The sequence below is a fragment of the Streptohalobacillus salinus genome (assembly GCF_003201605.1).
In the GTDB taxonomy this organism is placed as follows: domain Bacteria; phylum Bacillota; class Bacilli; order Bacillales; family Amphibacillaceae; genus Streptohalobacillus; species Streptohalobacillus salinus.
Genome location: NZ_QJJR01000005.1, coordinates 44450 through 70254, shown reverse-complemented (window position 1 = coordinate 70254; position 25805 = coordinate 44450). Strand labels below are relative to the sequence as shown.

Sequence of the window (25805 nt, the reverse complement as noted above, 5' to 3'; positions counted from 1 at the left end):
TGTAAGTGGCCCTCGTAGAGTATCTGCAAAATAGATCGCTGTGCAACTTTTTACATAAGATAGCTTTAGAGGAAGTGATACAAGCACCTCGTCATTCACCAAATTTGTTCGTGAGGAGGTTTAGTACAACGACTGCTTACAAAGTGATCTTACGTTCACCTTATGAACCTATTAAGCATGGGTACTCATTAAATAATGATCGACTAACTGCATAAATGTTTTCGCCGCAATTGACATCGCTCGTTCATCAAAATCAAAGCGAGGATGATGATGTGGATAAAAGTTATTTTCGATTTGAGCACCTGTAAAGAAAAACGCACCAGGTTTTTCATGGAGATAATAACTAAAATCTTCACCAGTCATTGTTGGTGTCGTGAAACGTGCATCCGTTACCGTGTCGACTTTTTTAGCACAAGCAATCGCAGTTGCTGCTTCATTTGGATGATTAATTACGGGTGGATAGCCAGTGGTGTAATTAAACGTTGTTGTCACCCCGTAACTTTTATCCATCCCGGCGATAATTGCTTCCATTTCGGAAATGATTTTCCTTTGCACATCATCGTTAAAGGTACGAACCGTTCCCTCGAGCTTTGCTTCACCACTAATAACATTGAAGGCACTCCCAGAGTGGAAGGTGCCGACGGTAAGGACAGCTGTATCAATTGGGTTGAGGCGCCGACTAACAATTTGTTGGAGCTGACTAATCAGGGCAGCGCCAATAACGGTAGCATCTTTTGTTTCTTGAGGCATCGCGCCGTGCCCACCGACACCATTAATGGTTATCTCGAAGCGGTCAGCACCAGCCATGAATGCTTCTTTCGATGTATGCACGGTCCCGACGGGGAGACCAGACCAGAGGTGCGTACCGAAAACGTAGTCAACATTAGTTAGACAACCCGCTTCTATCATCGGTTTTGCACCGCCTGGTGCAAGTTCTTCTGCTGGCTGGTGAATGAACGTGATTTTTCCGTTGAAAGCATGTTTATGTTGATGCAAGATTTTTGCTGTTACTAATAAGATTGCCGTATGACCATCGTGACCACAGGCGTGCATGACACCCGCTACTGTCGATCGGTAATCAACAGCCTTTTGGTCTTGAATCGGTAACGCATCAAAATCCGCACGAAAAGCAAGGTGTGGCCCGTTTCCAGCACCTTCAATCGTTGCAACAACACCATAGCCACCTACGTGGGTCTGATGCGTAATATTTAATCGCTGATAATAGTCGGCGATATACTTTTGCGTCTGTTCTTCTTTAAATGACAGTTCTGGGTGTTGATGAAGAAAGCGGCGAATCTCAACCATTTCATCATAAGCTTGATCAACCGCTGAAAGTAATTGTTCAATCATTAAAAAAACCCCTTCACAAATAGAATATATTTACATTAAATGTTATGTTGTTCATATTATAACACGAATACCACTGTCACTTCATTTCTCATACCGTTTCAAGAAATATAAAGTTTATAACTTTTTTATTTTGAAATATTAAATTGTTCTTCAAGTTTATTTTTATGAAATTCTGTTTTCCCGTCTTTTTGTGTTAAAAGAATAGCATAAGCTAATAATTGCATTTGATTTAGAGGTAAACCACGATTCGTCTTAGCGATAGATAGCTCGTTATAAAGTCACGATAAATGACATCATTATAAAGAGGGATTTATTCCCAAGTTTCGAAACCTATGATACACGGAGATTATCTAGTTGTGAATTCATTATAGATGATAACTCTGTCTAGTCGAAAGGGGGATGGATATTAATGGCTCAAGCTTATATGTTTGAATCAGATTTAGTTAAAGTCATAATTGGAGTTATTACAGTGACGCTAACCGCTATCATTAGCTATTTAGTGCTTTATAAAAAGTTCAACCTTTCTAAGGAATTAAGTATGCTAATCCCTTTTAGTATAGCATTCCCCATATTGTTCTTATTTTCTCTTATTCATAATGAAAATCCGCCATATTTCTTGTTTGCTCTCGCGCTTACATTAATGGCACGTCTCTTATATCGAGTGAATAAACAAAAGTCATTAAAGAAAAATTCAACAAACAAAAGTGAATAAAGATTATAAAGGAAGAGTTATGTGGTCGTTTATGAAAATAAAACGTGGATAATAGAGTTTGAAATTAAACATAACCAGGTAGGATTGGAATGTTTACGTCAAGCATTTCAGTGTACTTAAGATTAAATTATTTTTGAGGCTACAGGTGTTTAATCAGAACCTTCACGATAGATGCTGCATTTAGTAAGAAACGTACAGCAACCCTTCACCATCTTTGTGTATAATTCCCCCAAATCTCGGGTATACTAGAAAGAGAAAAATTATAAATGAAGGATGTGACATGAATGAAAAATAGCCTGTTTAAATCATTAATTGCTTTGGTGTTAATTGGACTGGGTATCGTGATGTTACTCGTTAACTTGAATGTACTTACGTTTGATTTAGATCGTTGGTGGCCTTATGCGTATGCAATCTTTTTTATTGTTTTAGGTGTTCATTGGCTAATCAAAGCCTTTAAAGGATTTAATGGCTTTAGTGTGCCGATTTTTTTAGTTGTCTTTGGGAGTGCATTAGTGGCCGGTGAAATCGGTTATATTCGCTTTGGCTTCTTAGATGTCTACAAACTATGGCCACTGCTGTTAATCTTTTTGGGCTTTGGTGCACTTGGGTTCACCAAACGTTATAAGAAGCGTTATCATCATAAGAACATGAATAATTATCGATTTCATCAAACCGATGCGGACCTTGGTGAGACAACATTTAAAGGCAGTTGGAATGTGAAACCCATCCAAATCTGGCAAGCAGTCGGTGAACATCATTACGACTTCACTAAGGCCGTGATGCCAAACGAAAATATTCCGATAACGATTGAAGGTCTAGCTGGTGAGGTGTATTTTATCATGCCTAAAGACTTGGCGTTTAAAGCGGAAGTAGATGTGAAGGCAGGAGAAATTCATGTTGCTGACCAACACACCGAAGGGGTAAATCGTAAGCTGTCTTATGAATCAAGTGATTTTGGTGACGCTGAGCAGAAATTAACCATCAACATTAAATTAAAAGCAGGTTCGGTTCGAATTGAGCAGGTGTCATAACGGATCTAAAGTAAAGACTTTTAACTTTTTCTTTTCACTTGACTCCCGTATAATAAGTAGTAATGTCAACGTATGTTGGTTTGAATTGGGGTGGAGTTATGCAAAAGAAAGTTAACACAGTAATGAAGCAAATCAATCAGTGGTTAAGTAAGCAAAATAAATACATGCGACAAGGCTTCAGTGCATTAATAAAGCATACATGGCTAAAGTGGTTATTTGTCATGTTGATGTCGATTACACTCTTGAGTGTGATTGGTTTTAGTCTCATTATATATGGTGGAGGCTTAGTCGTAAACGAGCGTGATATGGTTCTTCCTGCAACAACTACGGTTGTGACAGAAGAAGGAGCATTCGCAGGTAGATTGTATACCGAGAACCGAATGTTGGTGTCGTTAGATGACATCCCAGACCATGTTGTGACAGCCTTTTTAGCGACCGAAGATGAACGTTTTTATGACCATGCAGGTGTGGATTTCCGTTCAGTCTTACGAGCTGTCTACCGAGATATCATAGCCCTTGATAAAGTTGAAGGGGCAAGCACGATTACGCAACAGTTAAGTAAAAATCTATTTCTTGATCAAACGCAGTCCTGGATGCGGAAGACAAAAGAAGTCATGGCAAGCCTATATTTAGAGCGAAACTATACCAAAGATGAATTACTTGCGCTGTATTTAAATGAAATTTATTTTGCGCACGGTATTCATGGCGTTGGGACAGCAAGCAACTACTTTTTTGGTAAGGATGTTGAGGAGCTATCAATCACCGAAGGTGCAATGCTTGCCGGAATGATTAAAGGACCGAATCTTTATTCGCCCTATATTGATGAGACGCGAGCACTTGCTCGCCGCAATGTTGTCCTTGGTCAATTGGCGCGAGTTGGTTATCTTGATACCGAAGAGTTATTGCGTTTAGAAGGGAAAAGTCTGGGTGTGCAGACACAGCCAACGGCTATTGCGCCCTACTTAGATGACTATTTAGAAGTAGTGATTAGAGAGGTAGAAGCACGCTACAATATTACTCGCAGTGAGTTACAGCGTGGCGGCTATACCATCACGGTACACATGGATGAAACAATGCAACAAACAGCTTATCAAGAAGTTCAAAAGGCATCGTATTTCAAAGGATCAAACGATGCGATTGAAGCTAGTGTTGTAATGCTTGAACCGAGCGAGGCTAAAGTAAAAGCAATCGTTGGCGGTCGTGATTATACCATTGGTGAAACACATCAAGCCTTAACGCGGCGGCAACCAGGATCGGTGATTAAACCGCTAGCAGTATACACACCTGCGCTCGAAGAAGGTTTCCACCCATACAGTCTGTTATGGGATGAACAAGGGGCTATTGAAGGCTATACTGTTCGAAATGCAAATGGTGAGTATCAGGGTGAAGTTTCAATGGTTGAAGCACTCACACAATCTAAAAACACCTCAGCGGTTTGGTTATTGAATCAGCTCGGGATTGAAAAGAGTAAACAGTATTTGAGTCGCATGCACTTGTCACTGCCTGATGACGGGCTGGCAATTGCTCTTGGCGGCTTAACCGAAGGGTATACACCAATTGATGTTGCTAATGCATACAGTGTGTATTTAAACGAAGGAAGTTTCAACAAAGCAATGACTATTGAGAAACTAGTGGACAGAAACGGGAAGCAAATTGACACAGTCGATAGTGATTCAACGAATGTATTTAGTGCACAGTCAACATGGTATACTTTAGAAATGTTAGAGCGAGTCGTCAGTGAAGGAACGGGTTCAGTCGGTGAATATTCTGGCGCACTTGCAGGCAAGACCGGAACAACACAACATCCAGTTGTGGCTGGACAAGCAAAAGATGCATGGTTTGTTGGTTTAACACCGGAGCTTGTAACAGCAACGTGGATTGGCTATGATCGCAGTGATGATGCCCACTATTTAACGGCAGGAAGTAGTCAAGCAACGGAACTAACAAAAGGTATTTTAACACGTGTAAATGAAATAAATCCTTTTGGTGTAGAATTCGTAAAACCACAAGGTGTTGAGGATCTGCCTGAACCAATTGAACTGCCCCGGATTCAAGATTTATCCGTTGATTTTAGCTTGGGTGGTTTTAATCTCTTTCAAGCAGAGTTAACATGGTCGATTAGCGATGATGACCGGATTATTTATCGGATATATCAAGTGACTGAAGAAGGTACACGTTTAGTAGGTCAAACAGAGGGAAAAGGGAGTTATACGATAAATCGTCCATCAATTCTACAGATGACACGTTTCTATGTTGAACCGTTTAATCCTTTAACAAATGAAGCTGGCGAACGTTCAAATGTGGCGATGTTATCGCTCTTTGATTAGCGTTGGAAGATGCTGTGTCTTCTCTTGAAATATGTTAAACTATTACCAAACTAAGGAGGGGTATGTGTGAAGATTACAGTTATTGGTTTTTGGGGTGCTTATCCTGAACAAGATGAAGCAACATCTAGTTATTTAGTTGAGAAAGATGGTTTTAAGTTGTTGGTTGATAGTGGCAGTGGCGCGTTAGGTCAACTACCAAAATATACAGATCCATACGATCTTGATGCGGTTATCATTTCGCATTATCACCAAGATCATATTGCCGATGTAGGTGTATTGCAGTATCAAATGCTTGTGCAAAATGGCATTAGGAATGGTAATAAGCGCTTACCGATTTACGGACATCCTTATGATGAAGCGGCCTTTGATAAACTTTCACATGAATTTACGGATGGTCGACGCTATGATCCGAATCAAACGCTTATGATGGGTCCTTTTACGATTACCTTTATGGAAACTGATCATCCCGTACGCTGTTTTGCGATGCGAATCACTGATGGAGAGCATACCTTTGTTTACACAGCCGATTCAAGCTTTAAAGAAGAGTTTCAGACTTTTAGCGAAAAAGCAGATCTGTTAGTAACAGATTGTAACTTCTATGAAGGTCAAGATGGCATGAAAGCAGGCCATATGAATAGTCAGGAATGCGGCTCAATTGCTAGTGCTGCTGGGGTTAAAACGCTTGTCCTTAGCCATCATCCACATTTTGGTGAGCGTAAGCAGTTAGTTGAAGAAGCAAAAAAATACTATTCAGGAAAAGTTGTACTTGCTTCATCCGGTTTAACAGTGAATTTATAAAAGTGGAGGCTATGTAAATGAAATTTATTGATAATGAAGGCATTACAGATCCGTACATTAACTTAGCGATTGAAGAGTATGTGTTAAATAATTTTGGTGAAGAAGATACGTATTTATTATTTTATATAAATCGTCCTTCTATAATAATTGGACGTAACCAAAATTCCGTAGAAGAAATTAATACTAAATACGTTGATGAAAATAATATTAAAGTTGTTCGCCGTCTTTCTGGTGGTGGCGCGGTTTATCACGATGAAGGAAATTTGAATTTTAGTTTTATCACGAAAGATGATGGCGATAGTTTTCACAATTTCCAGAAGTTCACTGAACCAGTTGTTGAAGCACTAAAAGACTTAGGTGTACCAGCAGAACTCAGTGGTCGGAATGACTTACTTGCCAATGGCCGAAAAATTTCTGGGAATGCACAGTTTACCACACGTGGGCGTATGTTTAGTCACGGAACATTAATGTTTGATTCAGAGATTGAAAATGTCGTATCTGCATTAAATGTAAATGCCGAAAAAATTAAATCTAAAGGGATTAAATCTATTCGTAGTCGGGTAGCTAATATTGTTGAATTTCTAGAAGAAGACATGACGATGGAACAATTTAAAGCGCATCTTTTACAACATCTATTTAATGTGGATAATTTGGAGAATATCCCTCGTTACCCACTTACCGAAGAAGATTGGAAAGCTATTCATGAAATATCTAAAAAACGTTACCAAAATTGGGATTGGAACTTCGGCAAGTCCCCGAAATTTGATATCCAAAAATCACACAAGTTCCCTGCAGGATTGGTAGACGTACGTTTAGATGTATCAAAAGGTTTTATTAAAAATTGCAAGATTTATGGTGATTTCTTTGGCATTGGTGATGTTGAAGTAATTGAAGAAGCATTGATTGATACGAAGTATCAAAGAGAGTCGATAGAGGATGCTTTAGCTGATGTTGACGTACCATATTATCTAGGGAAAATTTCAAAAGAAGAACTGATTGAATTAGTATATTAACAGACGTGAGACTTACAAGACTTATCTTGTAAGTCTTTTATTTAGGTCGAGTAGTTGTGACTAGATGGTCTTTTCCGTTTATAAAAAATTCGGCATGGGGGCGATAACTGATGAGTCCACGTTGCATTAATTTATGATAGCTCACCTTCAAATAAGGGTCTCCATGTATGACAGGTAGTTCACTTGAAAGTCCAATATACTGATCAACAGCTTTTTGAATATAATCATGATCTTCTGCAAGGTGTTTTTCATCTTCATCAAATAAATCATAAGTTTCCTTAGACATGTAGTAGGTTTTAATTGGAATGCCTTTCAAAAAAGGGGCTAATTCTTGATAATTTATACTTAAATCGTCTTTGATTAATGTACTCAGTGGAACGTGATCGGGGAGTTGATCTATATACTGTCTGATTGCTTGTTTTAATTCATGCATTGAGATGTCTTTAACGGGATATTCAATGTTTTTGGGCTTTTTAAATAGCTTCCACATTGTGTTACCACCCTTCAAGTTAGGTCTATTCTGATTATACCAAAAAAGCGCTTTCATTGCGATTGAAATGTTTTTAAGATTATTCTGAATTTTAGTTTGATTATTATTCGAAATTATGTATAATGTAAAAGAATAGGGAATTAATCCTATAATATTCTTAGAAGGGAAAGTTGTTAATGGCATTGATTAAAAATAAGACGTATCTTCTTTCTGACTCGACTATGGCACTTATTCCGGTTGAAATTGATGGGAAGTGGCAGACGATGATTTATGATGAAGAAAATGAGTCAACAGTCACGGTGGAGGAACCACCACATCGATTAGTGCAGGAAGCATGCCAATCATACGGAGAAGAAATGATTTCCAGAAATGATGGCGCTAAATTATTATGTGACTTCACCAGTAAAGCCCCTATTGCAGTTAGCTCACTCTACAACATGTTCTTCTTCCCAAACGAATCACCCACAAATACATCATGTTCTTGGTTCTCACACTCACATATTAGAAAAGTTTTAGATGGCGAATTTGGAGGTACTCGATTACTCTTTAGAAACGGAAAAGAGATATATGTTCCAACTTCAAAAGGCGTCATGAACAATCAGGTGCATAAGACAGCTCAATACCGATTCATCTTGTCTGAACACTTAAAACAAGGTCAACAAAAAGCAGCATTAGAAATGGTATTCAAAGCTTTAGGACTGTGGAAACAACCTTTATAAGTTATTGAAGTTTCCTTAATTTCTAAAAAAGCAAGATTGATTTTTTGTTCTAATACGGGATTAAAATAATCTCGTTGTTCGTTATGACCATTGAAATTAAATAGATATGATGAAAAGACGTCGTTTTGTTTTAATAGAACGACGTCATATTCGTGTGTGCTTAAAAGATTTATTATTTGCCGTCGTTGTGTTCTTCCGATATACTCGCAATTCTCCAGCCAAATATTGTAGGGGGTTTTAAGTTCAATTTCATTCGTGAATTCAATTGATCTTAACTCGATTTTTATCCTATCCAAAGTTAATGATAAAAATAAGTAGTCTGAGAGTAGTTTTTTCGCGTTAGTATTTGTCAGCATGATAGTTCCTCCTCTTAAGAACTTATAGCCCTATTTTAACATATATATAACCGTAATAAGAACCTGTGTTCTTATTTTATAAAAAGAAATTGTATTAATCTTTAAGCATTTCGGGAATAGGTAACCATAAAGCTGAAAAAAATGTCTATTCTATTGAATGAACAGAAGATAAAGGGGGAGTTTGACTTGGCAGAACCGTTACCAGATAGCATAACATGGGATCAAATAAAAGAACTCCTCAGTAGTGGGGAATATCAAGAATTGTTAGATAGGTTATTATTTATTTATGAGGGCTTTGGACCATTGCCAGGTATTTTATTGCCAATGATTGAAGCTTTCTTACCCTTTTTACCAGTGACCGTTATTGTTGTGACAAATGGTGCAGCTTACGGTTTATTTCGGGGGTTTCTCTATTCCTGGATTGGTGCAAGTTTAGGCGCGATTATGGTCTTTTTAATCATCCGTCATTTCAAGCATTCAGCATTGCTCGAATGGATTCATACAAATCGACAAGTTCGACGTATTACAGGTTGGGTAGAGCGAAGGGGGTTTGGTCCGTTATTTCTAATGTTATGTTTCCCGTTTTCACCTTCAGCAGTTATTAATCTTGTCGCAGGTTTATCACGAGTCAGTTTAATTCAGTTTGTATTAGCCATTCTATTAGGTAAAACCGTTATGATATTTTCAGTTGCATATGTAGGCAGCAGCATCGCATCATTTGCAGAAAATCCAACCCGTTCGGTATTGGTTGGGGTAGGTATTGCACTATTCTGGGTTTTAGGTAAACAAATCGAAAAATTCTTATTTAAAAAAGGTGAGATTGAAATTAAAGATTAAGGGTGTGCTGCAGGTGAAAGAAAAACATGAGTTTCATACTTTAAAAGTATTAATGACTTTCGTCATATTTATTTTATTTATGAAAGTATATGTTTTAACCGTTTTTACGGTTGATGGCGCATCGATGGACCCCACCTTGTCTGATGGAGAGCTAATCATTGTTGATCGCTTTGGCTATAACTATCAAAAGGTTGAGCGATATGATGTTATTGTATTCAAGCATAAAGATGGGACGTACTTTGTCAAACGCGTGATTGGATTGCCTGGTGAACATATCGCCCTTCAAGAAAAAAGCATTTATATCAATCAGGAGCGTTTGGCTGAAAATTACTTGATTGAACAAGGGCAACCGTTTACTTTAGGAGAAGTAACAGGAAAGAAAAGATTGCCATCACAAAGTTATTTTGTACTGGGTGACCACCGAACACATAGTCTAGATAGTCGCAATTTTGGTTATATTCATAGACAGCAAATCGTGGGTAAAGTATTCATGCGTTATTTTCCAACGGTTAAATCAATAAATAAATAAACTTTCACGGCTTTTCTTTTAGAAGAAAGGCCTCTTTAATTGCCCGGAAAAAATAAATATGTGATAAAATAGAACAAATGCTCGTTTACAGAAAAGGACGGTGAGAAGATGACGGTCACAGTCGTATTAGGTTCCCAAACAACTGATAAAAGTGGGTATTGTATTGAAGCAATTACTGAACAATTACAAAAATCCCCTCACGGTAAACCAATAATTTTTATAACGCCTGAACAAATGACTTTTCAGCAGGAATCAAGATTATTAAAAGAAGGTGCGAGTGGGAGTATTCGTGCCCAAGTGTTAAGTTTTTCTAGATTAGCACTTCGTGTCATGGAGGAAACTGGCGGAGCGAAAAAAGCATTGATTACCTCGACAGGGATTCAGATGATGCTACGAAAAATTATTGAACAAAAGAAAACCGATTGGCGCATTTTTCAAAAATCAGTAACAAAGCGTGGCTTCATTGAACAATTAGAAGTGATGATTACTGAATTTAAACGCTATCAAGTCACGCCGGAAATGTTGAAAGCGCAAATTGAACTAGAACACGCCAACAAACAGTCAGGCTTAACAGATAAGCTCGAAGATTTACATTATATCTATCAACAATTGACGAGTAGTTTAGCAAATAATTATATTGATAGTGAAGACCGCTTACGTCTCTTGGAAGAAAAGATAGAGCAATCCGCTTATATTAAAGATTCAACCATCTATATGGATGGTTTTCATCGTTTTACACCGCAGGAACAAGCGGTAGTAGCTAAATTAATGAAACAGGCTACTAACCTTACAATAACGCTGACTTTGCCGAATGAGAAAGCAAAAGCGATTGAACCATTTGATATTTTCACACAGACCAAAGATACATACGATGATATTCTTGCTTTGGCAAAACAAGAACAGCAAAAAATCGAAGTAAAACCTCTTATTGAAAATAAAAAAATAGAGCCGTTTTTGCGACACTTAGACCGCTATTTCGACCAACGGCCACTCCATTCTTTTAAAGCAGATACACCAATTACACTTGCGTATGGTGTTCATCCACGTGCGGAAGTTGAGGGCGTTGCTCAAGAAATATTAACGTTAGTCAGAGATCATCATTATCGATACCGTGACATCGCGCTCTTAGTGAGAGATGGAGACGTCTATCATGATTTAATTCGAACCATTTTTGAGGATTATCACATCCCCATCTTTATTGATGAGAAAGAACCGATGCTTAACCATCCCTTGATTGAACTGATTCGTTCATTGTTTGAGGTTATTCAAACCAACTGGCGTTATGATGCGGTCTTTCGATTATTAAAAACAGGGTTTATTCCTCAAGGAAAAGCCCCGCATTTGCTTAATGCTGATGCGATTGATACGCTAGAAAATTATGTGCTTGAGTATGGCATCCGTGGTAAAAGCCGGTGGGTCAATGATAAGCCCTGGCTTTTCCAGCGGTTTAAAGGTTTTGACGCAGCAGCGCAGACAGATCATGAACAAATCATGCAAACAGCAATCAATGCCTATCGGAGCCATATTGTCGACTATCTTGCCCCGATTGAAGAAGCACTGCAAAGTGAAGCGACAGTTAAAGAAAAGTTAACGGCGCTTTTTCAATGGTTAGAACGTCTAGGGATTGATGAACAGTTAGAGCAATGGCAAGTAGCCTTAGAAGATCAAGGTTTAGTGCAAGTTGCTCGGAATCAAGAACAAGTCTGGAAAAAATTGGTGAATTTATTTGATGAAACCGTTGAAATAATCGGTGAGGAAATGATGTCGAAAGAGGTATTGTTCCAAACCCTTGAAGCTGGTTTAGATACTCTAACTTACCAGCATGTGCCACCAACGCTTGACCATGTTATTGTTGCTTCAATTGACCGTTCACGCTTACCGGATGTCGCAGTCAGTATGCTACTTGGCGTAAATGAAGGACAGTGGCCGAAAAAACCTAATCAAGATACGGTACTCACTGAGGAAGAACGTCATCAATTAGAAATGGCGGGTATTCAGTTGGCTGATAGCGAAACAGAACAATTAATCGATGATTGGTTTTATATTTATTTAGCCGTCACCTCAGCGAAAGAGCGATTATGGATTAGCTACCATTTGAGTGATTCAGAAGGGAAAGCAAAAGCACCTGCTAATTTAATTAAACGCATGCAGGCAATCTTCCCAAACATAACAGACCCAATGATTTTACAAGATCCCGAGGAAATGTTAGAGTCGAGCCGTTTTATTACAACACAGGAAAAAACACGTTCAGCGCTTACAGCGCAACTGGCGAAATATCGGCGACATTATCCGATAGATTCTATTTGGTGGAGTGTATTGAACTGGTATTTGACAGAAGATGACCAAGCAAAAACCCTTCCGGTGCTAGCCAGCCTGTTTTATCAAAATAAGCCAGCACCGTTAAAACAAACAACGGTAGATCAGCTCTATCACCATCAGATAAAAGCGAGTGTATCACGGATGGAAATGTATCACCGTTGTTCGTATCAACATTTTAGTCAGTATAGTTTAAATCTGGAAGACCGACCAACCTATAAATTAGATGCGCCTGATATTGGCCAGCTTTTTCACGAAGCTTTGAAACAAATTACTGAGTGGGTTCAACAAGATAATCAGTCATTTAAAGACATTCAAGAGACAGATGCAAATCGCTACGCGAAGCAAGCGATTGATCATTTAGCGCCTGTCTTACAACATCAAATCTTGCACAGTTCTAACCGCTATCAATATATGAAAAGAAAGCTTGAGACAGTGATTGCCCGCGCAACGTTCATTTTGAGTGAACAGGCAAGACGTTCAGCTTTTACACCGGTCGGTTTAGAGATTGGCTTCGGCTTAGAACATTCACCGCTCGCTCCGGTACGCATGAATTTAGCAAATGGCTATGAACTTGTGTTACGAGGCCGGATTGACCGGGTTGACCATGCAACCTTAAATGATCAGTTGTTTTTACGCATTATTGATTACAAATCAAGTAGAAAAGATCTTAACTTAATCGACGTTTACTACGGCTTAGCACTGCAAATGCTTGCCTATCTAGATGTGTTACTTAAAAACTCCGAAGCTTGGCTTGGCTTAAAAGCATCTCCGGCAGGGGTCTTATATTTCCATGTTCATGATGCGATATTAAGTAAAAATGAACGTCCGAATGATGCGCAAATAGAAACGGAACTATTTAAAGATTATAAAATGCGCGGTTTACTCCTTGATCAAAAAGAAGTTATTTCATTGATGGATGAAGATTTAGAAGTTGGATTTAGTCCAATTATACCAGCGGCTTTAAAAAAAGATGGCGAAATTAGAAGTGGTTCGAAGATTGCAGCCGGAGAAGATTTTACCACGTTGCAAAACTATGTTCATCAGTTAATCGAACAAGCTGGCCTCAATATATCATCCGGTGAGGTGTCATTAAACCCATATCAAGATGATCAACAAACAGCCTGCACCTATTGCCCGTTTAAATCGGTCTGTCAATTTGATCCTTCGCTGGATGAAAATAATTTCCGTCAAATTAAAAAACTGGATGATCGAACGATTATCGAACAGATGAAACAAAGGGAGGAATCATAATGCCGCAGTGGACGGATGAGCAAAAGCAAGCCATTTATACAAAAGGTCATGATACCCTTGTTGCAGCCGCGGCAGGATCAGGAAAAACAGCGGTATTGGTTGAGCGAATTATCCAAAAAGTTATTGATCTGGATGATCCGGTAAATATTGATGAATTGTTGGTAGCGACATTCACCAATGCAGCTGCCCAGGAAATGCGTAACCGTGTTCAACAAGCCCTCGAGTCAGCACTTGAAGAGAATCCAACTTCAACGCATTTAAAGAAACAAACAACCTTATTACAACAAGCCTCTATTTCAACATTGCATGCGTTTTGTTTGGATCTGGTTAAACGTCATAGCTATCTAATTGATATCGATCCGGGGTTTAGAATTGCTGATAACTTGGAGGCGGACTTATTAAGACAAGAGGTCATTGATGATTTATTTGAAACATGGTATAGCGACAGTCATCCTCAACAAAGCGATTTTTTCAATGTTGTTGAGCGCTTCAGTAATGATCGTAATGATAAAGATGTTGAAACGTTAATTCTAAAACTATACGATTTTGCGATGCAAAATCCCTGGCCAGAAACATGGCTTAGTCATGTTGCGGAAACCTATCATGTTGAAGAAGATCAATTGCTTACTTACCCATGGTTTAACGTATTAAGTCAGTCGATTGATGACGCGCTTCTAGAAGCGGAGAATTATTTAGAAAAAGCGTTACAGCTAACTAAAAATGTGGATGGCCCCTATCATTATGCCGAAGCAGTTGAATTCGACTTAGAACAGCTTCAGCAGTTAAAAGGTCAAAAGGCAATCGGTTGGTCCGAGCTGTACCGCGGCATGGAAACATTAAGTTTTAAGAGTCTATCAAGAAAGAGCGTCGATTGTGATCCGGCTCTAAAAGCGAAGACAAAAGACTATCGGAATCAAGCGAAAGATCGCTTGACCGATTTAAAACAACAACTGTTTACCCGTTCACTTGAAGACTATCTTGCTGATATGGCTGAGTTATATCCAACCATCCAACAACTTGTCACACTAGTGAAAGTATTTAGAGAAAATTATCAGGCTGTGAAGCGAGATAAAGGTTTGGTTGATTTTTCTGATTTAGAGCACTTTGCTTTAGCGGTATTAACACAAAAAACAAGTGAAGGCTTTGAAAAAACCGAAATAGCCAAACAACTTGAAACAAAATATAAAGAAGTTTTGGTTGATGAGTATCAAGATACGAATATGGTACAAGAGACAATCCTACAAGCCATTACTAAAGATGATCCGGGAAACTTATTTATGGTAGGTGATGTGAAGCAGTCGATTTATCGCTTTCGTCATGCTGAACCTAGCCTGTTTTTAACTAAGTATAAAATGTTTTATGATCAGCACCATAGTGGTGAACGGATTGATCTAGCGAAAAACTTTCGAAGTCGTAAAGAATTACTTGCTGGTGCAAACTTTATTTTTCGTCAATTATTTGATGAGAATGTCGGTGAAATGAATTACGATGCTGAGAGCGAATTGATTTATGGGAATTTGAATTATGACGAAGCAAAAAAAAATGATCCTGAAGTCGAACTTGTGATTGTCGACCGTAACGATAATGAGGTGGATGATGACGCAGGTGAAACAACTGTGGATTTAAGAAAAGCAGAATTAGAAGCACGTATATATGCTGAGAAAATTAACAGTTGGATTGGTCGGGGAGCAATGGAACCGGCTGTTATTTTTGACAAGGATACGTTAGAAAGACGTCCGTGCCGTTATCGTGATATTGTTATTTTACTCAGATCAATGACAAGTGCGCCTGTCGTAATGGAAGAGTTAAAAAAACAAGGCATTCCTGTATATGCAGAATTACAAACAGGTTACTTGCAAGCAATTGAAATTCAAGTGATGGTCAATGTGTTGAAAATAATTGATAATACAAAACAAGATATCCCACTAGCTAGCGTGTTAAAGTCACCAATTGTTGGATTAAATGAAGAGGAATTAACACAAATACGCCTAATGGACAAGAAAGCAAGCTTTCATGATTGTTTTAAACTCTACCTGGAAGCAGGTGGAAATGACAAACTTAAAGAACGCTTAAATAGATTTAAAAATCAATTAAGTGATTGGAAAAACCGCAATCAAATTGGAGCACTTTCAGATTTAATATGGTATATATATCGAGATTCAGGTTACTATGATTTTGTGAGTGGTATGCCAGGTGGTAGACAGCGTCAAGCTAATTTACGGGCACTTTATGACCGCGCACGAGGGTATGAAGAGACATCATTTAGAGGCTTATATCGCTTTTTACGAATGATTGAACGTATGGAAGAGCGTGGTGAGGATTTAGGAGCTGCTCGGGCGTTAGGTGAACAAGAAGATGTGGTTAGAATTACCACGATTCATAAAAGCAAAGGACTTGAGTATCCAATTGTTATCCTAGGTGCAATGGATAAAAACTTTAATCAACAGGATTTAAAAGCGAAATATTTACTGCATAAAGATTTAGGCTTTGCCAGCAAATACATTGATCCTGAAAAAAGAATCATGTACCCAACCTTAATTTATCAAGCGATTAAACACCACATGAAACGTGAATTGTGGGCCGAAGAAATGCGCGTGCTATATGTTGCTCTAACACGTGCAAAAGAAAAGCTAGTGATGATTGGAACAGTTGCAAACTTCGAGAAGAAGCAAGCTGCATATCAAGAAGTCATTGATGCACAGGACTGGGTTCTGCCCGCAGATATTCGACTGAAAAGTAGTTCATACTTAGACTGGGTCGCATATAGTTTGGTAAGGCATCCTGCCGGCCAGGTTCTTAGAGTAAAAGCTGATGAAACAGATACACAAGGTGCTGTCTTTACTGGAGACGACGCTCTATTTAAAGTGGAACAACACGGTGTCCACCGCTATCATACAGAGGATGTTGAAAAAGCTAAAACTGTTGTTGATCTAGAAGCAGTAATTAATCACGAGGCACCATTACCAAAAACAGACGAAGCAGACAATCAATTTGTCAAGCATCGCCTAAATTACCAGTACCCACACCAAGCTGCGACCATTCATCGCGCTAAGCAAAGTGTGACAGAAATTAAAAGACGTTTAACAGAGCCAGATCCATATGCAGCTGATGAATTGTTGCGCGAGGTTAAACCCTTAAAAAAAGAGCGTCCCCGCTTCATGCAAGGAACAAAGAAGTTAACGGCCGCTGAGAAGGGGACAGCAATGCATACAGTGATGCAACATCTACCGTTTGATAAGCCTCTAACGGAGGCGACACTGAATCATTTCATTGATCAATTAATTGAGAAAGAATTGTTGACCTATGAGCAAGGTGAGGCAATAGATCGCGCGAAAATACTTGCCTTCTTGGCTTCTCCTGTGATTGATGCACTAAATAAAGCGAAAATCATTGAGCGTGAGGTGCCGTTTAGTTTGATGTTAAATACAGAAGATGTGTATCAGAACTGGGAAGGTGCGTCTGAGCAAGTTTTTCTTCAAGGTGTGATTGATTTGCTTGTAAAAACAGATCAGGGGTGGACCATTGTTGATTATAAAACAGATACAATTACTGGCGCTTTCACGGCAGCTAAACGCAAGCAGTTGGTGGAACGTTACCGGGTGCAGTTAGATTTGTATACGAAAGCCATTGAGACAATTTTAGCCATCACCATTCATAAACGTTTCTTGTATTTCTTTGATGTTAATCAATTAGTGGAAGTGGAATAACCAGATGAAGTACCCGAGACCGACATCGTTATGTACAACGATGTCGGTCTCGTTTAGTTGAAGAAGGACAAAACATGTAAAAGGATCTAGATAACAGACAAAAAAGTATTTTAAGTTTGACTATTGACAGAATATTTATACATGGTAGAATGATAATCATCTAATTGATAATGAATCTCATTATCGAATACAAAAAAAGGATTTTTCTATGACCTATCTTATACTTATTCCATTACTTATTATTTTATCGTTAGCTTCAGTTTTTATCGGTGTTGTCCCCCTAGAGTTAAGTGATATTTTTCAATTAACCGAGCAACAAGTACAGATCATTTGGGTGAGTCGAATTCCAAGGTTATTAAGTATCATCATGGCCGGAGTCGGTTTAAGTATTTCGGGTTTAATTATGCAACAATTAAGCCGAAATAAATTCGTTTCACCGACAACAGCGGGTACCATGGATTCAGCGCGCTTAGGGATTTTAGTTGCCATGATGTTTTTTCACCAAGCTTCACCGCTTGAGCGCATGTTTGTCGCTTTTATCTTTTCAATCGCAGGAACCTTGATTTTTATGAAGATCTTAGAAAAGGTGCAGTTTAAAGATCCAATTTTCATCCCGCTTGTCGGTTTAATGTTTGGTAACATTATCGGCTCGATTACAACGTTTTTTGCTTATCAGAATGATTTAGTACAAAACATGTCTGCTTGGTTACAAGGGAATTTCGCCTTAATTCTTCAAGGGCGTTATGAGTTGCTTTACTTGAGCATTCCACTTGTCATCATGAGTTATCTATTCGCTAACCGCTTTACCATTGCTGGTATGGGGGAAGATTTCTCGAAAAATTTAGGGCTCAATTATAAATGGGTCGTCAATACCGGCTTAATTATCGTTGCCTTAATTACGTCTGTGGTTATTTTAACAGTTGGAACGATCCCCTTTTTGGGGTTGATTGTTCCTAACATCGTTTCGATCTACCGTGGTGATCATCTGAAGAAAAGCTTGCCAATGACGGCGCTATTGGGCGCTGTTTTCCTGCTTTTCAGTGATATTCTCGGCCGACTCATTATTTTCCCTTATGAGATTGCGATTGGTGTCGTAGTTGGTGTAATTGGAAGTTTCATCTTCCTCTATCTTGTTTTGAGGAGGAACGCATATGAGTAATAAATACAAACTGGTGCTATTACTAGGATTAGGGATACTGTTTGTTTCTCTTTATCTTTTTATCGATTTAAGTGGAAACATCGACTATATTTTAACACGCCGTTTGACGCGCGTTTTGTCGATTGTTCTTACTGGCGCTGTCATCGCAATTGCAACGATCGTTTTTCAAACCATTACTAATAACCGTATCTTAACGCCGAGTTTGATTGGACTTGATGCGCTCTATCAGTTAATTCAAACATTTATTATTTTCTTTTACGGATCGACAAGTATTTCGACAACAAATCAGAAATTAAACTTTGTCATTTCTATTGTATTAATGGTTGGGTTTGCATTACTGTTGTTTAAGTTATTATTCAAGCGAGGCAATAATATATATTTCTTACTTTTAATTGGCCTTATCTTCGGCACATTTTTCCAAAGTTTATCGACTTTTATGCAAGTGCTCATTGATCCGAATGAGTTTTTAGTCGTACAGAATCGCATGTTTGCAAGTTTTAATAATGTTCAAACGGACTTATTATATATCTCACTAGGACTGGTTGTACTGATCATTGCTTATGCAAGTCGTTATTATAAGTACTTGGATGTTTTGTCACTAGGGAAAGCTCATGCGGTAAATCTAGGTGTTGATTATGACCGGATAGTCCAGCAGTTAATGATTGTCGTGGCTGTATTAATCGCTGTTGCAACGGCACTTGTTGGTCCAATCATGTTTCTTGGTATATTGGTTGTTAATGTTACTTATGAAGTGTTTAAAACCTATCGCCATACGGTATTGATTGTTGCGACAGTTCTCGTCAGTATTATCGCACTCGTTGGTGGTCAAGTGATTGTTGACCGGGTGTTTAACTTTTCAACCACACTAAGTGTGATTATTAATCTTATTGGAGGGGTCTACTTCCTCTATCTTATTTTAAAGGAGAATAGAACATGGTGAAAATTAAAAATGTAGCAAAACGTTACGGCGATACGATGGTCGTTGACCATGTATCTATGACTATACCTAAAGGGAAAATCACGTCGTTTATCGGCCCGAATGGGGCAGGAAAAAGCACCTTATTATCGATTGTCAGCCGCTTAATTGCTAAGGATGAAGGCGAGGTCCTCATTGATGGGGAGGAAGTCTCGACCGCTAAAAATAAAGATTTAGCTAAAAAATTATCAATTCTAAAGCAAGCCAATCATATAAACGTCCGGTTAACAGTGCGACAACTGGTTAGTTTTGGCCGTTTTCCATACTCGCAGGGACGACTAACAGAACTTGATGAGAAAATGATTGATAGTGCCATGCAATATATGGAATTAGAAACGATGGCAAATAAGTTTCTCGATCAGTTAAGTGGTGGGCAACAGCAACGCGCTTATATCGCGATGGTTATTGCTCAAGATACTGAATATATATTACTGGATGAGCCATTGAATAATTTAGATATGAAGCACTCTGTGCAAATCATGAAAGTACTCAGACGGCTTGTGGATGAATTAGGGAAGACCGTCATCATTGTCTTGCACGATGTTAACTTCGCTTCTGTGTATTCAGATTATATCGTCGCTTTGCGTGATGGAAAGATTGTTAAAAAAGGCGCAACACACGAGATTATTAATAATGGCGTCTTAAAGGAAGTCTATGACATGGATATCAAAATTCAAGATATCGATCAATGTCGCATCTGTTTATATTTTTCTTAACTTTGTTTTAAATATAGGCGTTTGCTGGCTGCTGGGCCCAGAAATAAGCAATTAGTTAACGCCTATTTTAAATATATTAATTAATAAGGGAGCAATTAGAGATGAAAAAATGGCTAATCTACTTGGTAGTAGCATCAATAGTGTTAGTAATCGCAGCTTGTGGAGAAGATACAACTGATGAAACATCGTCAGATCAAGATACAGAAACAGAAACAGAAACAAATCAAGAGCAAGAGGAAAAGACAGAAATTGTGGTGGAACATGAGCTTGGTACAACAACTGTTCCAGTTAATCCAGAAACAATTGCTGTGTTTGATTTTGGTACGATTGATAGCCTTGACTATTTAGGGGTTGAGGTCGATGCTTTGCCAACTGCAAACGTACCAAGTTACTTAGAAAAATTCGAGGACGAACACTATACAAATGCTGGTACGTTGTTTGAGCCAGACTTTGAAACGCTTGCAAACTTAAACCCAGACTTAATCATCATTTCTGGTCGAACGCAAGAAGCTTATGACGACTTAACTGAACTTGCACCGACGATATATTTAGGTGTTGATACCGCACGCTATCTCGAGTCGTTTGAAGAAAACGTAACCTTACTCGGTGAAATTTTCGAAAAAGAAACTGAAGCAGAGGAAGCCGTTTCAACTGTGAAAGCCGAAGCGGAAGCCGTTCAAGCGCTTGTATCAGCTGATGAAACAGCTTTAATCATATTGACCAATGACGGGTCGGTAAATGCATATGGTCCAGGGTCTCGCTTTGGAATCATTCATGATGAACTTGGTGTAAGTCCAATTAGTGAAGAGATCGAGGCATCGACACATGGGCAGAATATTAGTTTCGAATATATTGCAGAGCAAAACCCGGATTATTTATATGTTGTTGACCGAAATGCAGTTACAGGCGGTGACTATACAGCAGAAACGACGTTAGATAATGCGTTAATTAATGAAACTAAAGCAAAGAAGAATGATCAAATCACCTATTTAACACCTGATTATTGGTATGTTTCAAGTGGGGGAATTACTTCGGTATCTGAAATGATTAATGAGGTAAAGGTAAGTATAGCTGAGTAAGAAGTCTCAATATTTGGAAGACCTAAGCATTACTTAATGCTTAGGTCTTTTTTTGGGTTTTGTCAAGAAAATTTTCGCGAAAAATGCTACTTTCTTATATGAATGTCACAAAATGTCTAATTGTAAGTTAGATAGTCATGTTATATATTTAGTATGTATTAACAAATTAAATATAAGAAGGGCAAATCTATTGAAAAGTAGAGACGCAAAACTATAGGGGCTAAAGGCTTAACCAAAGTCAATGCCAGCCAGTTGCATTTTAAAGAAAGGGATCCTTCTAATTTTCGGGGGGTCTTTTTTTGTATAATGTTTTCTAAACAGAGGGAGAGATAGGATGACTAACAAATACTGCGAGTAAACATATAAATACAATTATTGGTCAGCAGGTTTCTGCAGAATAAGAATTGTGTGCGGTGAATGACAGCTGTTTTTTTGTCACAGTTTCTGTTTCGTGGGTCACCTGATTGAATTAATGTTTTCGCTTATGAAAGACATAGATTATGTTTGTTTCTCATTCAGTCATCGCAGTGAGGAATGAAAAACGTCTAATTACATCAATGAATCAAAAATCGTTTTAATAAATCGTACATTGAAAAGGAATGAAGAGCATGAAATTTAACATTTCAAAAAAATTATTGTTGGGATTCTTTGCAGTCTTGTTGTTATTAGCGACTGTATCAATCATCACCTTGGTGCAATTTACAACAGTGGACAGAAATTACTCAAACTCAATAACGGACAGTTTTAATAAAGTAAGAGTCATAACAGAAATGGAGAATGCCGTATTAAATGAACAAATAGCTGTCAGGGGTTACCTTGTCAACGGAAATCAAACGAATTTAGAATTAGTGAATCAATCTGCTGAAACATTTGACCTGATGGCGCAAGAATTTTTAAGCTTAGATATAACTGATGAAGCTGAACAAATTGTTGAAGAGTTTATGGCCGTTGAAGATGAGTATTTTCAATTAGGTCAAGAAGTAATTCGCCTAAGAGATCAAAACCAAATGGATGAGATCACTAGACTGATGGAAGAGAGAGGAAATGGTCTAACCTCAAACGTAACTGCGGTAGGGGCAAAAGCTCGAACCTATCAAGAAACAAATATTAAAGAGACTAGTGATGCTCTTACTAGCAAAGCAGTAGCAAGTAAAAATGTAATTATCGGCATTAGCATTTTGGCGTTCATCATCGGTCTCTTTATTGCCTTATTTATCAGTAGATTGATCTCCAAACCAGTTCAGTTGATTTCTCGATCTGCTGAGGAGGTTGCGAAGGGAAATCTCGCAATTGATGATTTGAAAGTTAAGAATAACGATGAGATTGGTCAATTAGCCGAGTCATTTAATGAAATGAAAACAAATTTAAGGGATTTAATTTATAATGTTAGCAGCACCTCAGAACAAGTGGCTTCTTCAGCAGAAGAGCTTATGGCAAGTGCAGAACAAACGAGTTCTGCGACTGAGCAAGTAACAACTGCGATTCAAAAGGTTGCGAGTGGTTCGGAAGTGCAAGAGAAGGCGACAGAAGAAAGTGCAAGAGGTATTAACGAAATGGCTACCGGAATTAATAGGATTGCAAGCACAGCATCTAATGTAGCAGAATCCTCTACTGATACGACAAACCAAGCTATTAATGGTAATAACATGTTAACAAAAGTAGTTGGTCAAATGAAGTCGATAAATGAAGCTACAAATGGGACAAATACAGTGATTCAACAATTGGATAGCAACTCGAATGAGATTGGAAAAATAATCGATGTTATTACAGGTATTGCAGATCAAACAAATTTATTGGCATTAAATGCAGCGATTGAATCAGCAAGAGCGGGTGAGCATGGGAAAGGTTTTGCGGTAGTAGCTGATGAAGTTAGAAAGCTAGCCGAACAATCAAGAAACTCAGCAAATCAAATTTCAAATTTAGTGCAATTAATCCAAAATGATGTCCTCAAAGCAGTAGAAATGATGAGCAAGAGCACCAAAGAAGCAGACGAAGGCGTAAGATTAGTGAATGATACGGGTAAAAGTTTTAGTGAAATTTTAACTTCTATTGAACAAGTTAGTGGTGAAGTTCAAGAACTTTCCGCCGTTTCTGAACAAATGTCAGCAAGCATGGAGCAAGTAAATGGATCAATTGAAGAAGTTGCTACGATTGCAAAAGCGTCTGTGGAAAGCACAGCAGATATTGCTTCATCATCAGAAGAGCAATTAGCAACAATGGAAGAAGTAACATCGTCAGCTTCTCTTTTAGCTAATATGGCTGAAGATTTGAGAGAAATGATAAAGAAATTCAAAATTTAATGCCTGTAAACTTACCGAGAATGACTGTTAGCAGATGTTGAAACAGTCACCTTTAAAGCGTCTGATGGTAGAATTATCAATCATCAGACGTTCAATTTTTTAAGTGAGATCACATTTTTTGGATATGTTTAAATGTGTGGTGGAAATCTTGGGATTTTGCCAGGGATTAAGAAAGCTAGACAAAATAAGTTGAGAAAAACAGAGTAAGACAGATTAATGTTTTAGCGATAAGATTGAAAATTTAATTCATCCTGGTATAATCGCTCTATCGAAAAGAGCAATTTTTTGGCCTTAAATATAATACTACACGAGGGGTGAAGGCAATGACATGTGTGATTATTACTGGACCACAAGCAGTAGGGAAGATGACCGTCGGGCAATCATTAGCAGAACTGACGGATTTGCAATTGTTTCATAATCACATGACGATTGATTTGGTTAGTCATTTTTTCAATTATGATGAGCCAGCCGCAAAACGCTTGGTCGATCTATTTCGAGAAGAAATATTTAGAGAAGTAGCAAGGTGTAAAGAAAAAGGCCTAATATTCACATACGTATGGGCCTTTAACGAACCTGATGATTGGGCATTTATCGAAAACTTGAAATCAATTTTTCACAACGCTGATAAAGAGGTTTATATTGTTGAACTTGAAGCTGATGTGACTGAGCGGTTGAAGAGAAATGCATCAGAAAACAGGTTGTTGCACAAGCCTTCTAAACGAGATACTACCTGGTCAAAAAGTGAATTGATTTCCTCTATGGAAAATTATCGCTTGAATTCTCTTGATGGAGAAATATCTGATGAAAATTATCTGAAGATAAATAATGAGACACTAACGGCAGCTGAAGTAGCTAGAAAAATCGTGAGTCATTTTAACTTATCAGAACGAGATAAATGACTTGTTTTCGTTTGAGACGATCATCAAATGCAGTTCAAGATTTGATTGCATATAAAGATTTTTTGAAGAATTATTAAGATTTGCTTTATTATTTTGTAATTAATCCGAAAATAATAGGGAACGTAGACATAAAGGATTAAGACGTAAACCATGTGTTTACACATATGGTTTGATTTTGGGGAGGAAGAACATTGACAACAGGGGACAAAAGTATGAATGAAATTATTAGAGAAGTGTATAATGGCACAATCGTTGCTGTTAAGAAAATTATTCCAATCGATCCGACGGTAGGGGCGCCACAGTTGATTAAGCCACCGTTAAAAGTAACTTATGGTGTGATGATTGGTTTTACTGGTAACATCAAAGGAGAATTGATTTTACAGTCGTCTGCAGAATTCTTTAGTGCAGTGGGTGAAAAAATGTTTGGTATGCCAATCAGTGGTGAAATGTTAGAGTCGTTTTCAGGCGAGCTTGGTAATATGATTGCAGGTAGTCTATCGACGTACCTAGCAGAACAGGAATTAACGACAGACATTACGCATCCGACACTTTTACAAGGCGATGCAACCTTGTCTGGGTTTAAACGTGCCTTGCTTGTAGAGGTTAACTACCCAGATGATCAAGTTTTATCCGTATATCTATTACTTAATCAGTAATTTATCATTTTTAGGTTGATTATTGAATTCTTTTTAAGGTATGCTATGGAATGTAACTATTATTGATAATCGTGGACCTCACCGATAAAGGAGACCGAAGATGAGCACAGAAAAGTTTATTGTTTTTCAATTAAAAGGCCAAGAGTATGGCGCAAGCATTCAACAAATTGTTTCTATTGAAAAATTACAAGACATCGTAAGTTTGCCGCAAGTATCTGATTTTATTGAAGGCATCACAAAGTTGCGGGGAGAAGTCATTCCTGTTATTGATCTTAAAGCACGCATGGATATGGAAAAGTCAGAGAAAACAGATCAATCGCGAATGCTTGTAGCACTCGTTGATGGTGTGTCTGTCGGTTTTATTGTAGATGCAGCTTCAGATGTACTAGATATAGACGAAGAAATTATTGAACCTGCACCGACAACAATTAGAGGTGTTCATGCACACTTCTTGAATGGTGTAGCTAAATTAGAGGATCGCTTACTTCTACTTGTTGATTTAGCTTATATTTTAAATCATGATGAGATCAAAGAAGTTAAACAAGTGGTCGAAGAGGAATAAACAGTAAGGGGAGATTAGA

At 38.1% G+C, this 25805-nt stretch carries 21 protein-coding genes and 1 riboswitch; of the genes, 18 read left to right on the top strand and 3 right to left on the bottom strand.

Features of this window, described 5'->3' with window-relative positions; all coding sequences use genetic code 11:
* Nucleotides 1-171: 171 nt before the first annotated feature.
* Entirely contained in the window at nucleotides 172-1350 is a 1179-nt protein-coding gene (locus DES38_RS06155; protein ID WP_110251229.1) for a M20 metallopeptidase family protein, read from the bottom strand.
* Between the two features lie 409 nt (nucleotides 1351-1759).
* Between DES38_RS06155 and DES38_RS06150 the strand changes: the two genes are divergently transcribed.
* The 5 genes from DES38_RS06150 (at nucleotide 1760) to lplA (ending at nucleotide 7231) form a co-directional block, all read left to right on the top strand.
* Nucleotides 1760-2062, top strand: coding sequence for a hypothetical protein (locus tag DES38_RS06150; protein WP_110251228.1), 303 nt, complete (start codon nucleotides 1760-1762; stop codon nucleotides 2060-2062).
* Between the two features lie 284 nt (nucleotides 2063-2346).
* Entirely contained in the window at nucleotides 2347-3093 is a 747-nt protein-coding gene (liaF, locus tag DES38_RS06145; RefSeq protein ID WP_110251227.1) for a cell wall-active antibiotics response protein LiaF, read from the top strand.
* A 98-nt stretch (nucleotides 3094-3191) separates the two neighbouring features.
* Nucleotides 3192-5420 carry a transglycosylase domain-containing protein gene (locus tag DES38_RS06140; RefSeq protein ID WP_245881970.1) on the top strand — a complete coding sequence of 743 codons (2229 nt, stop codon included), beginning with the start codon at nucleotides 3192-3194 and terminating at the stop codon, nucleotides 5418-5420.
* Nucleotides 5421-5486: 66 nt separating this feature from the next.
* Complete coding sequence (locus tag DES38_RS06135; protein ID WP_110251226.1) at nucleotides 5487-6218, top strand: MBL fold metallo-hydrolase; 732 nt, start codon at nucleotides 5487-5489, stop codon at nucleotides 6216-6218.
* Between the two features lie 17 nt (nucleotides 6219-6235).
* A complete protein-coding gene (gene lplA, locus DES38_RS06130) occupies nucleotides 6236-7231 on the top strand; it encodes a lipoate--protein ligase (protein WP_110251225.1) in 996 nt (331 codons plus the stop codon).
* 37 nt (nucleotides 7232-7268) lie between these two features.
* Here lplA and DES38_RS06125 read toward each other — a convergent pair whose 3' ends face one another.
* Nucleotides 7269-7721 carry a DUF3939 domain-containing protein gene (locus DES38_RS06125; RefSeq protein WP_110251224.1) on the bottom strand — a complete coding sequence of 151 codons (453 nt, stop codon included), beginning with the start codon at nucleotides 7719-7721 and terminating at the stop codon, nucleotides 7269-7271.
* A 176-nt stretch (nucleotides 7722-7897) separates the two neighbouring features.
* On the opposite strand from DES38_RS06125, the gene DES38_RS06120 reads away from it, so the two are divergent.
* Nucleotides 7898-8440 (top strand): competence protein ComK, encoded by a 543-nt coding sequence (locus tag DES38_RS06120; RefSeq protein WP_110251223.1) that lies wholly within the window; start codon nucleotides 7898-7900, stop codon nucleotides 8438-8440.
* On the opposite strand, the gene DES38_RS12260 is transcribed toward DES38_RS06120, so the two are convergent.
* Nucleotides 8377-8796 carry a YhjD family protein gene (locus DES38_RS12260; RefSeq protein WP_110251222.1) on the bottom strand — a complete coding sequence of 140 codons (420 nt, stop codon included), beginning with the start codon at nucleotides 8794-8796 and terminating at the stop codon, nucleotides 8377-8379. The genes DES38_RS06120 and DES38_RS12260 overlap by 64 nt on opposite strands.
* A gap of 186 nt (nucleotides 8797-8982) precedes the next feature.
* Here DES38_RS12260 and DES38_RS06110 point away from each other — a divergent pair, with 186 nt between their 5' ends.
* The 12 genes from DES38_RS06110 to DES38_RS06055 all read left to right on the top strand — a co-directional run bounded on the left by DES38_RS06110 (nucleotide 8983) and on the right by DES38_RS06055 (nucleotide 25786).
* Nucleotides 8983-9633, top strand: coding sequence for a TVP38/TMEM64 family protein (locus DES38_RS06110; protein WP_245881969.1), 651 nt, complete (start codon nucleotides 8983-8985; stop codon nucleotides 9631-9633).
* A gap of 13 nt (nucleotides 9634-9646) precedes the next feature.
* Nucleotides 9647-10162, top strand: coding sequence for a signal peptidase I (gene lepB, locus DES38_RS06105; RefSeq protein WP_146206357.1), 516 nt, complete (start codon nucleotides 9647-9649; stop codon nucleotides 10160-10162).
* A gap of 108 nt (nucleotides 10163-10270) precedes the next feature.
* Nucleotides 10271-13732, top strand: coding sequence for a helicase-exonuclease AddAB subunit AddB (gene addB, locus DES38_RS06100; protein WP_110251219.1), 3462 nt, complete (start codon nucleotides 10271-10273; stop codon nucleotides 13730-13732).
* On the top strand, nucleotides 13732-17439 hold the full coding sequence (addA, locus tag DES38_RS06095) for a helicase-exonuclease AddAB subunit AddA (RefSeq protein ID WP_110251218.1): 3708 nt from the start codon (nucleotides 13732-13734) through the stop codon (nucleotides 17437-17439). Before addB ends, addA begins: the two co-directional genes overlap by 1 nt.
* A 208-nt stretch (nucleotides 17440-17647) precedes the next feature.
* Complete coding sequence (locus DES38_RS06090) at nucleotides 17648-18598, top strand: ABC transporter permease (RefSeq protein ID WP_110251217.1); 951 nt, start codon at nucleotides 17648-17650, stop codon at nucleotides 18596-18598.
* The gene (locus tag DES38_RS06085) at nucleotides 18591-19538 is read left to right on the top strand and encodes an iron chelate uptake ABC transporter family permease subunit (RefSeq protein ID WP_110251216.1); all 948 of its coding nucleotides are present in this window, start codon (nucleotides 18591-18593) and stop codon (nucleotides 19536-19538) included. The genes DES38_RS06090 and DES38_RS06085 overlap by 8 nt, the downstream gene beginning before the upstream one ends.
* Nucleotides 19532-20290 carry an iron ABC transporter ATP-binding protein gene (locus DES38_RS06080; RefSeq protein WP_110251215.1) on the top strand — a complete coding sequence of 253 codons (759 nt, stop codon included), beginning with the start codon at nucleotides 19532-19534 and terminating at the stop codon, nucleotides 20288-20290. Before DES38_RS06085 ends, DES38_RS06080 begins: the two co-directional genes overlap by 7 nt.
* A 101-nt stretch (nucleotides 20291-20391) precedes the next feature.
* Complete coding sequence (locus DES38_RS06075) at nucleotides 20392-21369, top strand: siderophore ABC transporter substrate-binding protein (protein WP_110251214.1); 978 nt, start codon at nucleotides 20392-20394, stop codon at nucleotides 21367-21369.
* A gap of 170 nt (nucleotides 21370-21539) precedes the next feature.
* A riboswitch (cyclic di-GMP riboswitch) is annotated at nucleotides 21540-21629 on the top strand.
* A 348-nt stretch (nucleotides 21630-21977) separates the two neighbouring features.
* Nucleotides 21978-23669 (top strand): methyl-accepting chemotaxis protein, encoded by a 1692-nt coding sequence (locus DES38_RS06070; protein ID WP_110251213.1) that lies wholly within the window; start codon nucleotides 21978-21980, stop codon nucleotides 23667-23669.
* A 323-nt stretch (nucleotides 23670-23992) separates the two neighbouring features.
* The gene (locus DES38_RS06065) at nucleotides 23993-24568 is read left to right on the top strand and encodes an AAA family ATPase (RefSeq protein WP_110251212.1); all 576 of its coding nucleotides are present in this window, start codon (nucleotides 23993-23995) and stop codon (nucleotides 24566-24568) included.
* A gap of 212 nt (nucleotides 24569-24780) precedes the next feature.
* On the top strand, nucleotides 24781-25224 hold the full coding sequence (locus DES38_RS06060) for a chemotaxis protein CheX (protein ID WP_245881968.1): 444 nt from the start codon (nucleotides 24781-24783) through the stop codon (nucleotides 25222-25224).
* A gap of 100 nt (nucleotides 25225-25324) precedes the next feature.
* On the top strand, nucleotides 25325-25786 hold the full coding sequence (locus tag DES38_RS06055) for a chemotaxis protein CheW (RefSeq protein ID WP_110251210.1): 462 nt from the start codon (nucleotides 25325-25327) through the stop codon (nucleotides 25784-25786).
* Nucleotides 25787-25805: the final 19 nt, after the last annotated feature.

What these genes read in the sequence shown, in the direction of transcription:
- DES38_RS06155 (WP_110251229.1), bottom strand. Translation starts at nt 1,350, where the DNA reads ATGATTGAACAATTACTTTCAGCGGTTGATCAAGCTTATGATGAAATG.
- DES38_RS06150 (WP_110251228.1), top strand. Translation starts at nt 1,760, where the DNA reads ATGGCTCAAGCTTATATGTTTGAATCAGATTTAGTTAAAGTCATAATT.
- liaF (WP_110251227.1), top strand. Translation starts at nt 2,347, where the DNA reads ATGAAAAATAGCCTGTTTAAATCATTAATTGCTTTGGTGTTAATTGGA.
- DES38_RS06140 (WP_245881970.1), top strand. Translation starts at nt 3,192, where the DNA reads ATGCAAAAGAAAGTTAACACAGTAATGAAGCAAATCAATCAGTGGTTA.
- lplA (WP_110251225.1), top strand. Translation starts at nt 6,236, where the DNA reads ATGAAATTTATTGATAATGAAGGCATTACAGATCCGTACATTAACTTA.
- DES38_RS06125 (WP_110251224.1), bottom strand. Translation starts at nt 7,721, where the DNA reads ATGTGGAAGCTATTTAAAAAGCCCAAAAACATTGAATATCCCGTTAAA.
- DES38_RS06120 (WP_110251223.1), top strand. Translation starts at nt 7,898, where the DNA reads ATGGCATTGATTAAAAATAAGACGTATCTTCTTTCTGACTCGACTATG.
- DES38_RS12260 (WP_110251222.1), bottom strand. Translation starts at nt 8,796, where the DNA reads ATGCTGACAAATACTAACGCGAAAAAACTACTCTCAGACTACTTATTT.
- addB (WP_110251219.1), top strand. Translation starts at nt 10,271, where the DNA reads ATGACGGTCACAGTCGTATTAGGTTCCCAAACAACTGATAAAAGTGGG.
- addA (WP_110251218.1), top strand. Translation starts at nt 13,732, where the DNA reads ATGCCGCAGTGGACGGATGAGCAAAAGCAAGCCATTTATACAAAAGGT.
- DES38_RS06090 (WP_110251217.1), top strand. Translation starts at nt 17,648, where the DNA reads ATGACCTATCTTATACTTATTCCATTACTTATTATTTTATCGTTAGCT.
- DES38_RS06085 (WP_110251216.1), top strand. Translation starts at nt 18,591, where the DNA reads ATGAGTAATAAATACAAACTGGTGCTATTACTAGGATTAGGGATACTG.
- DES38_RS06080 (WP_110251215.1), top strand. Translation starts at nt 19,532, where the DNA reads ATGGTGAAAATTAAAAATGTAGCAAAACGTTACGGCGATACGATGGTC.
- DES38_RS06075 (WP_110251214.1), top strand. Translation starts at nt 20,392, where the DNA reads ATGAAAAAATGGCTAATCTACTTGGTAGTAGCATCAATAGTGTTAGTA.
- DES38_RS06070 (WP_110251213.1), top strand. Translation starts at nt 21,978, where the DNA reads ATGAAATTTAACATTTCAAAAAAATTATTGTTGGGATTCTTTGCAGTC.
- DES38_RS06065 (WP_110251212.1), top strand. Translation starts at nt 23,993, where the DNA reads ATGACATGTGTGATTATTACTGGACCACAAGCAGTAGGGAAGATGACC.
- DES38_RS06060 (WP_245881968.1), top strand. Translation starts at nt 24,781, where the DNA reads ATGAATGAAATTATTAGAGAAGTGTATAATGGCACAATCGTTGCTGTT.
- DES38_RS06055 (WP_110251210.1), top strand. Translation starts at nt 25,325, where the DNA reads ATGAGCACAGAAAAGTTTATTGTTTTTCAATTAAAAGGCCAAGAGTAT.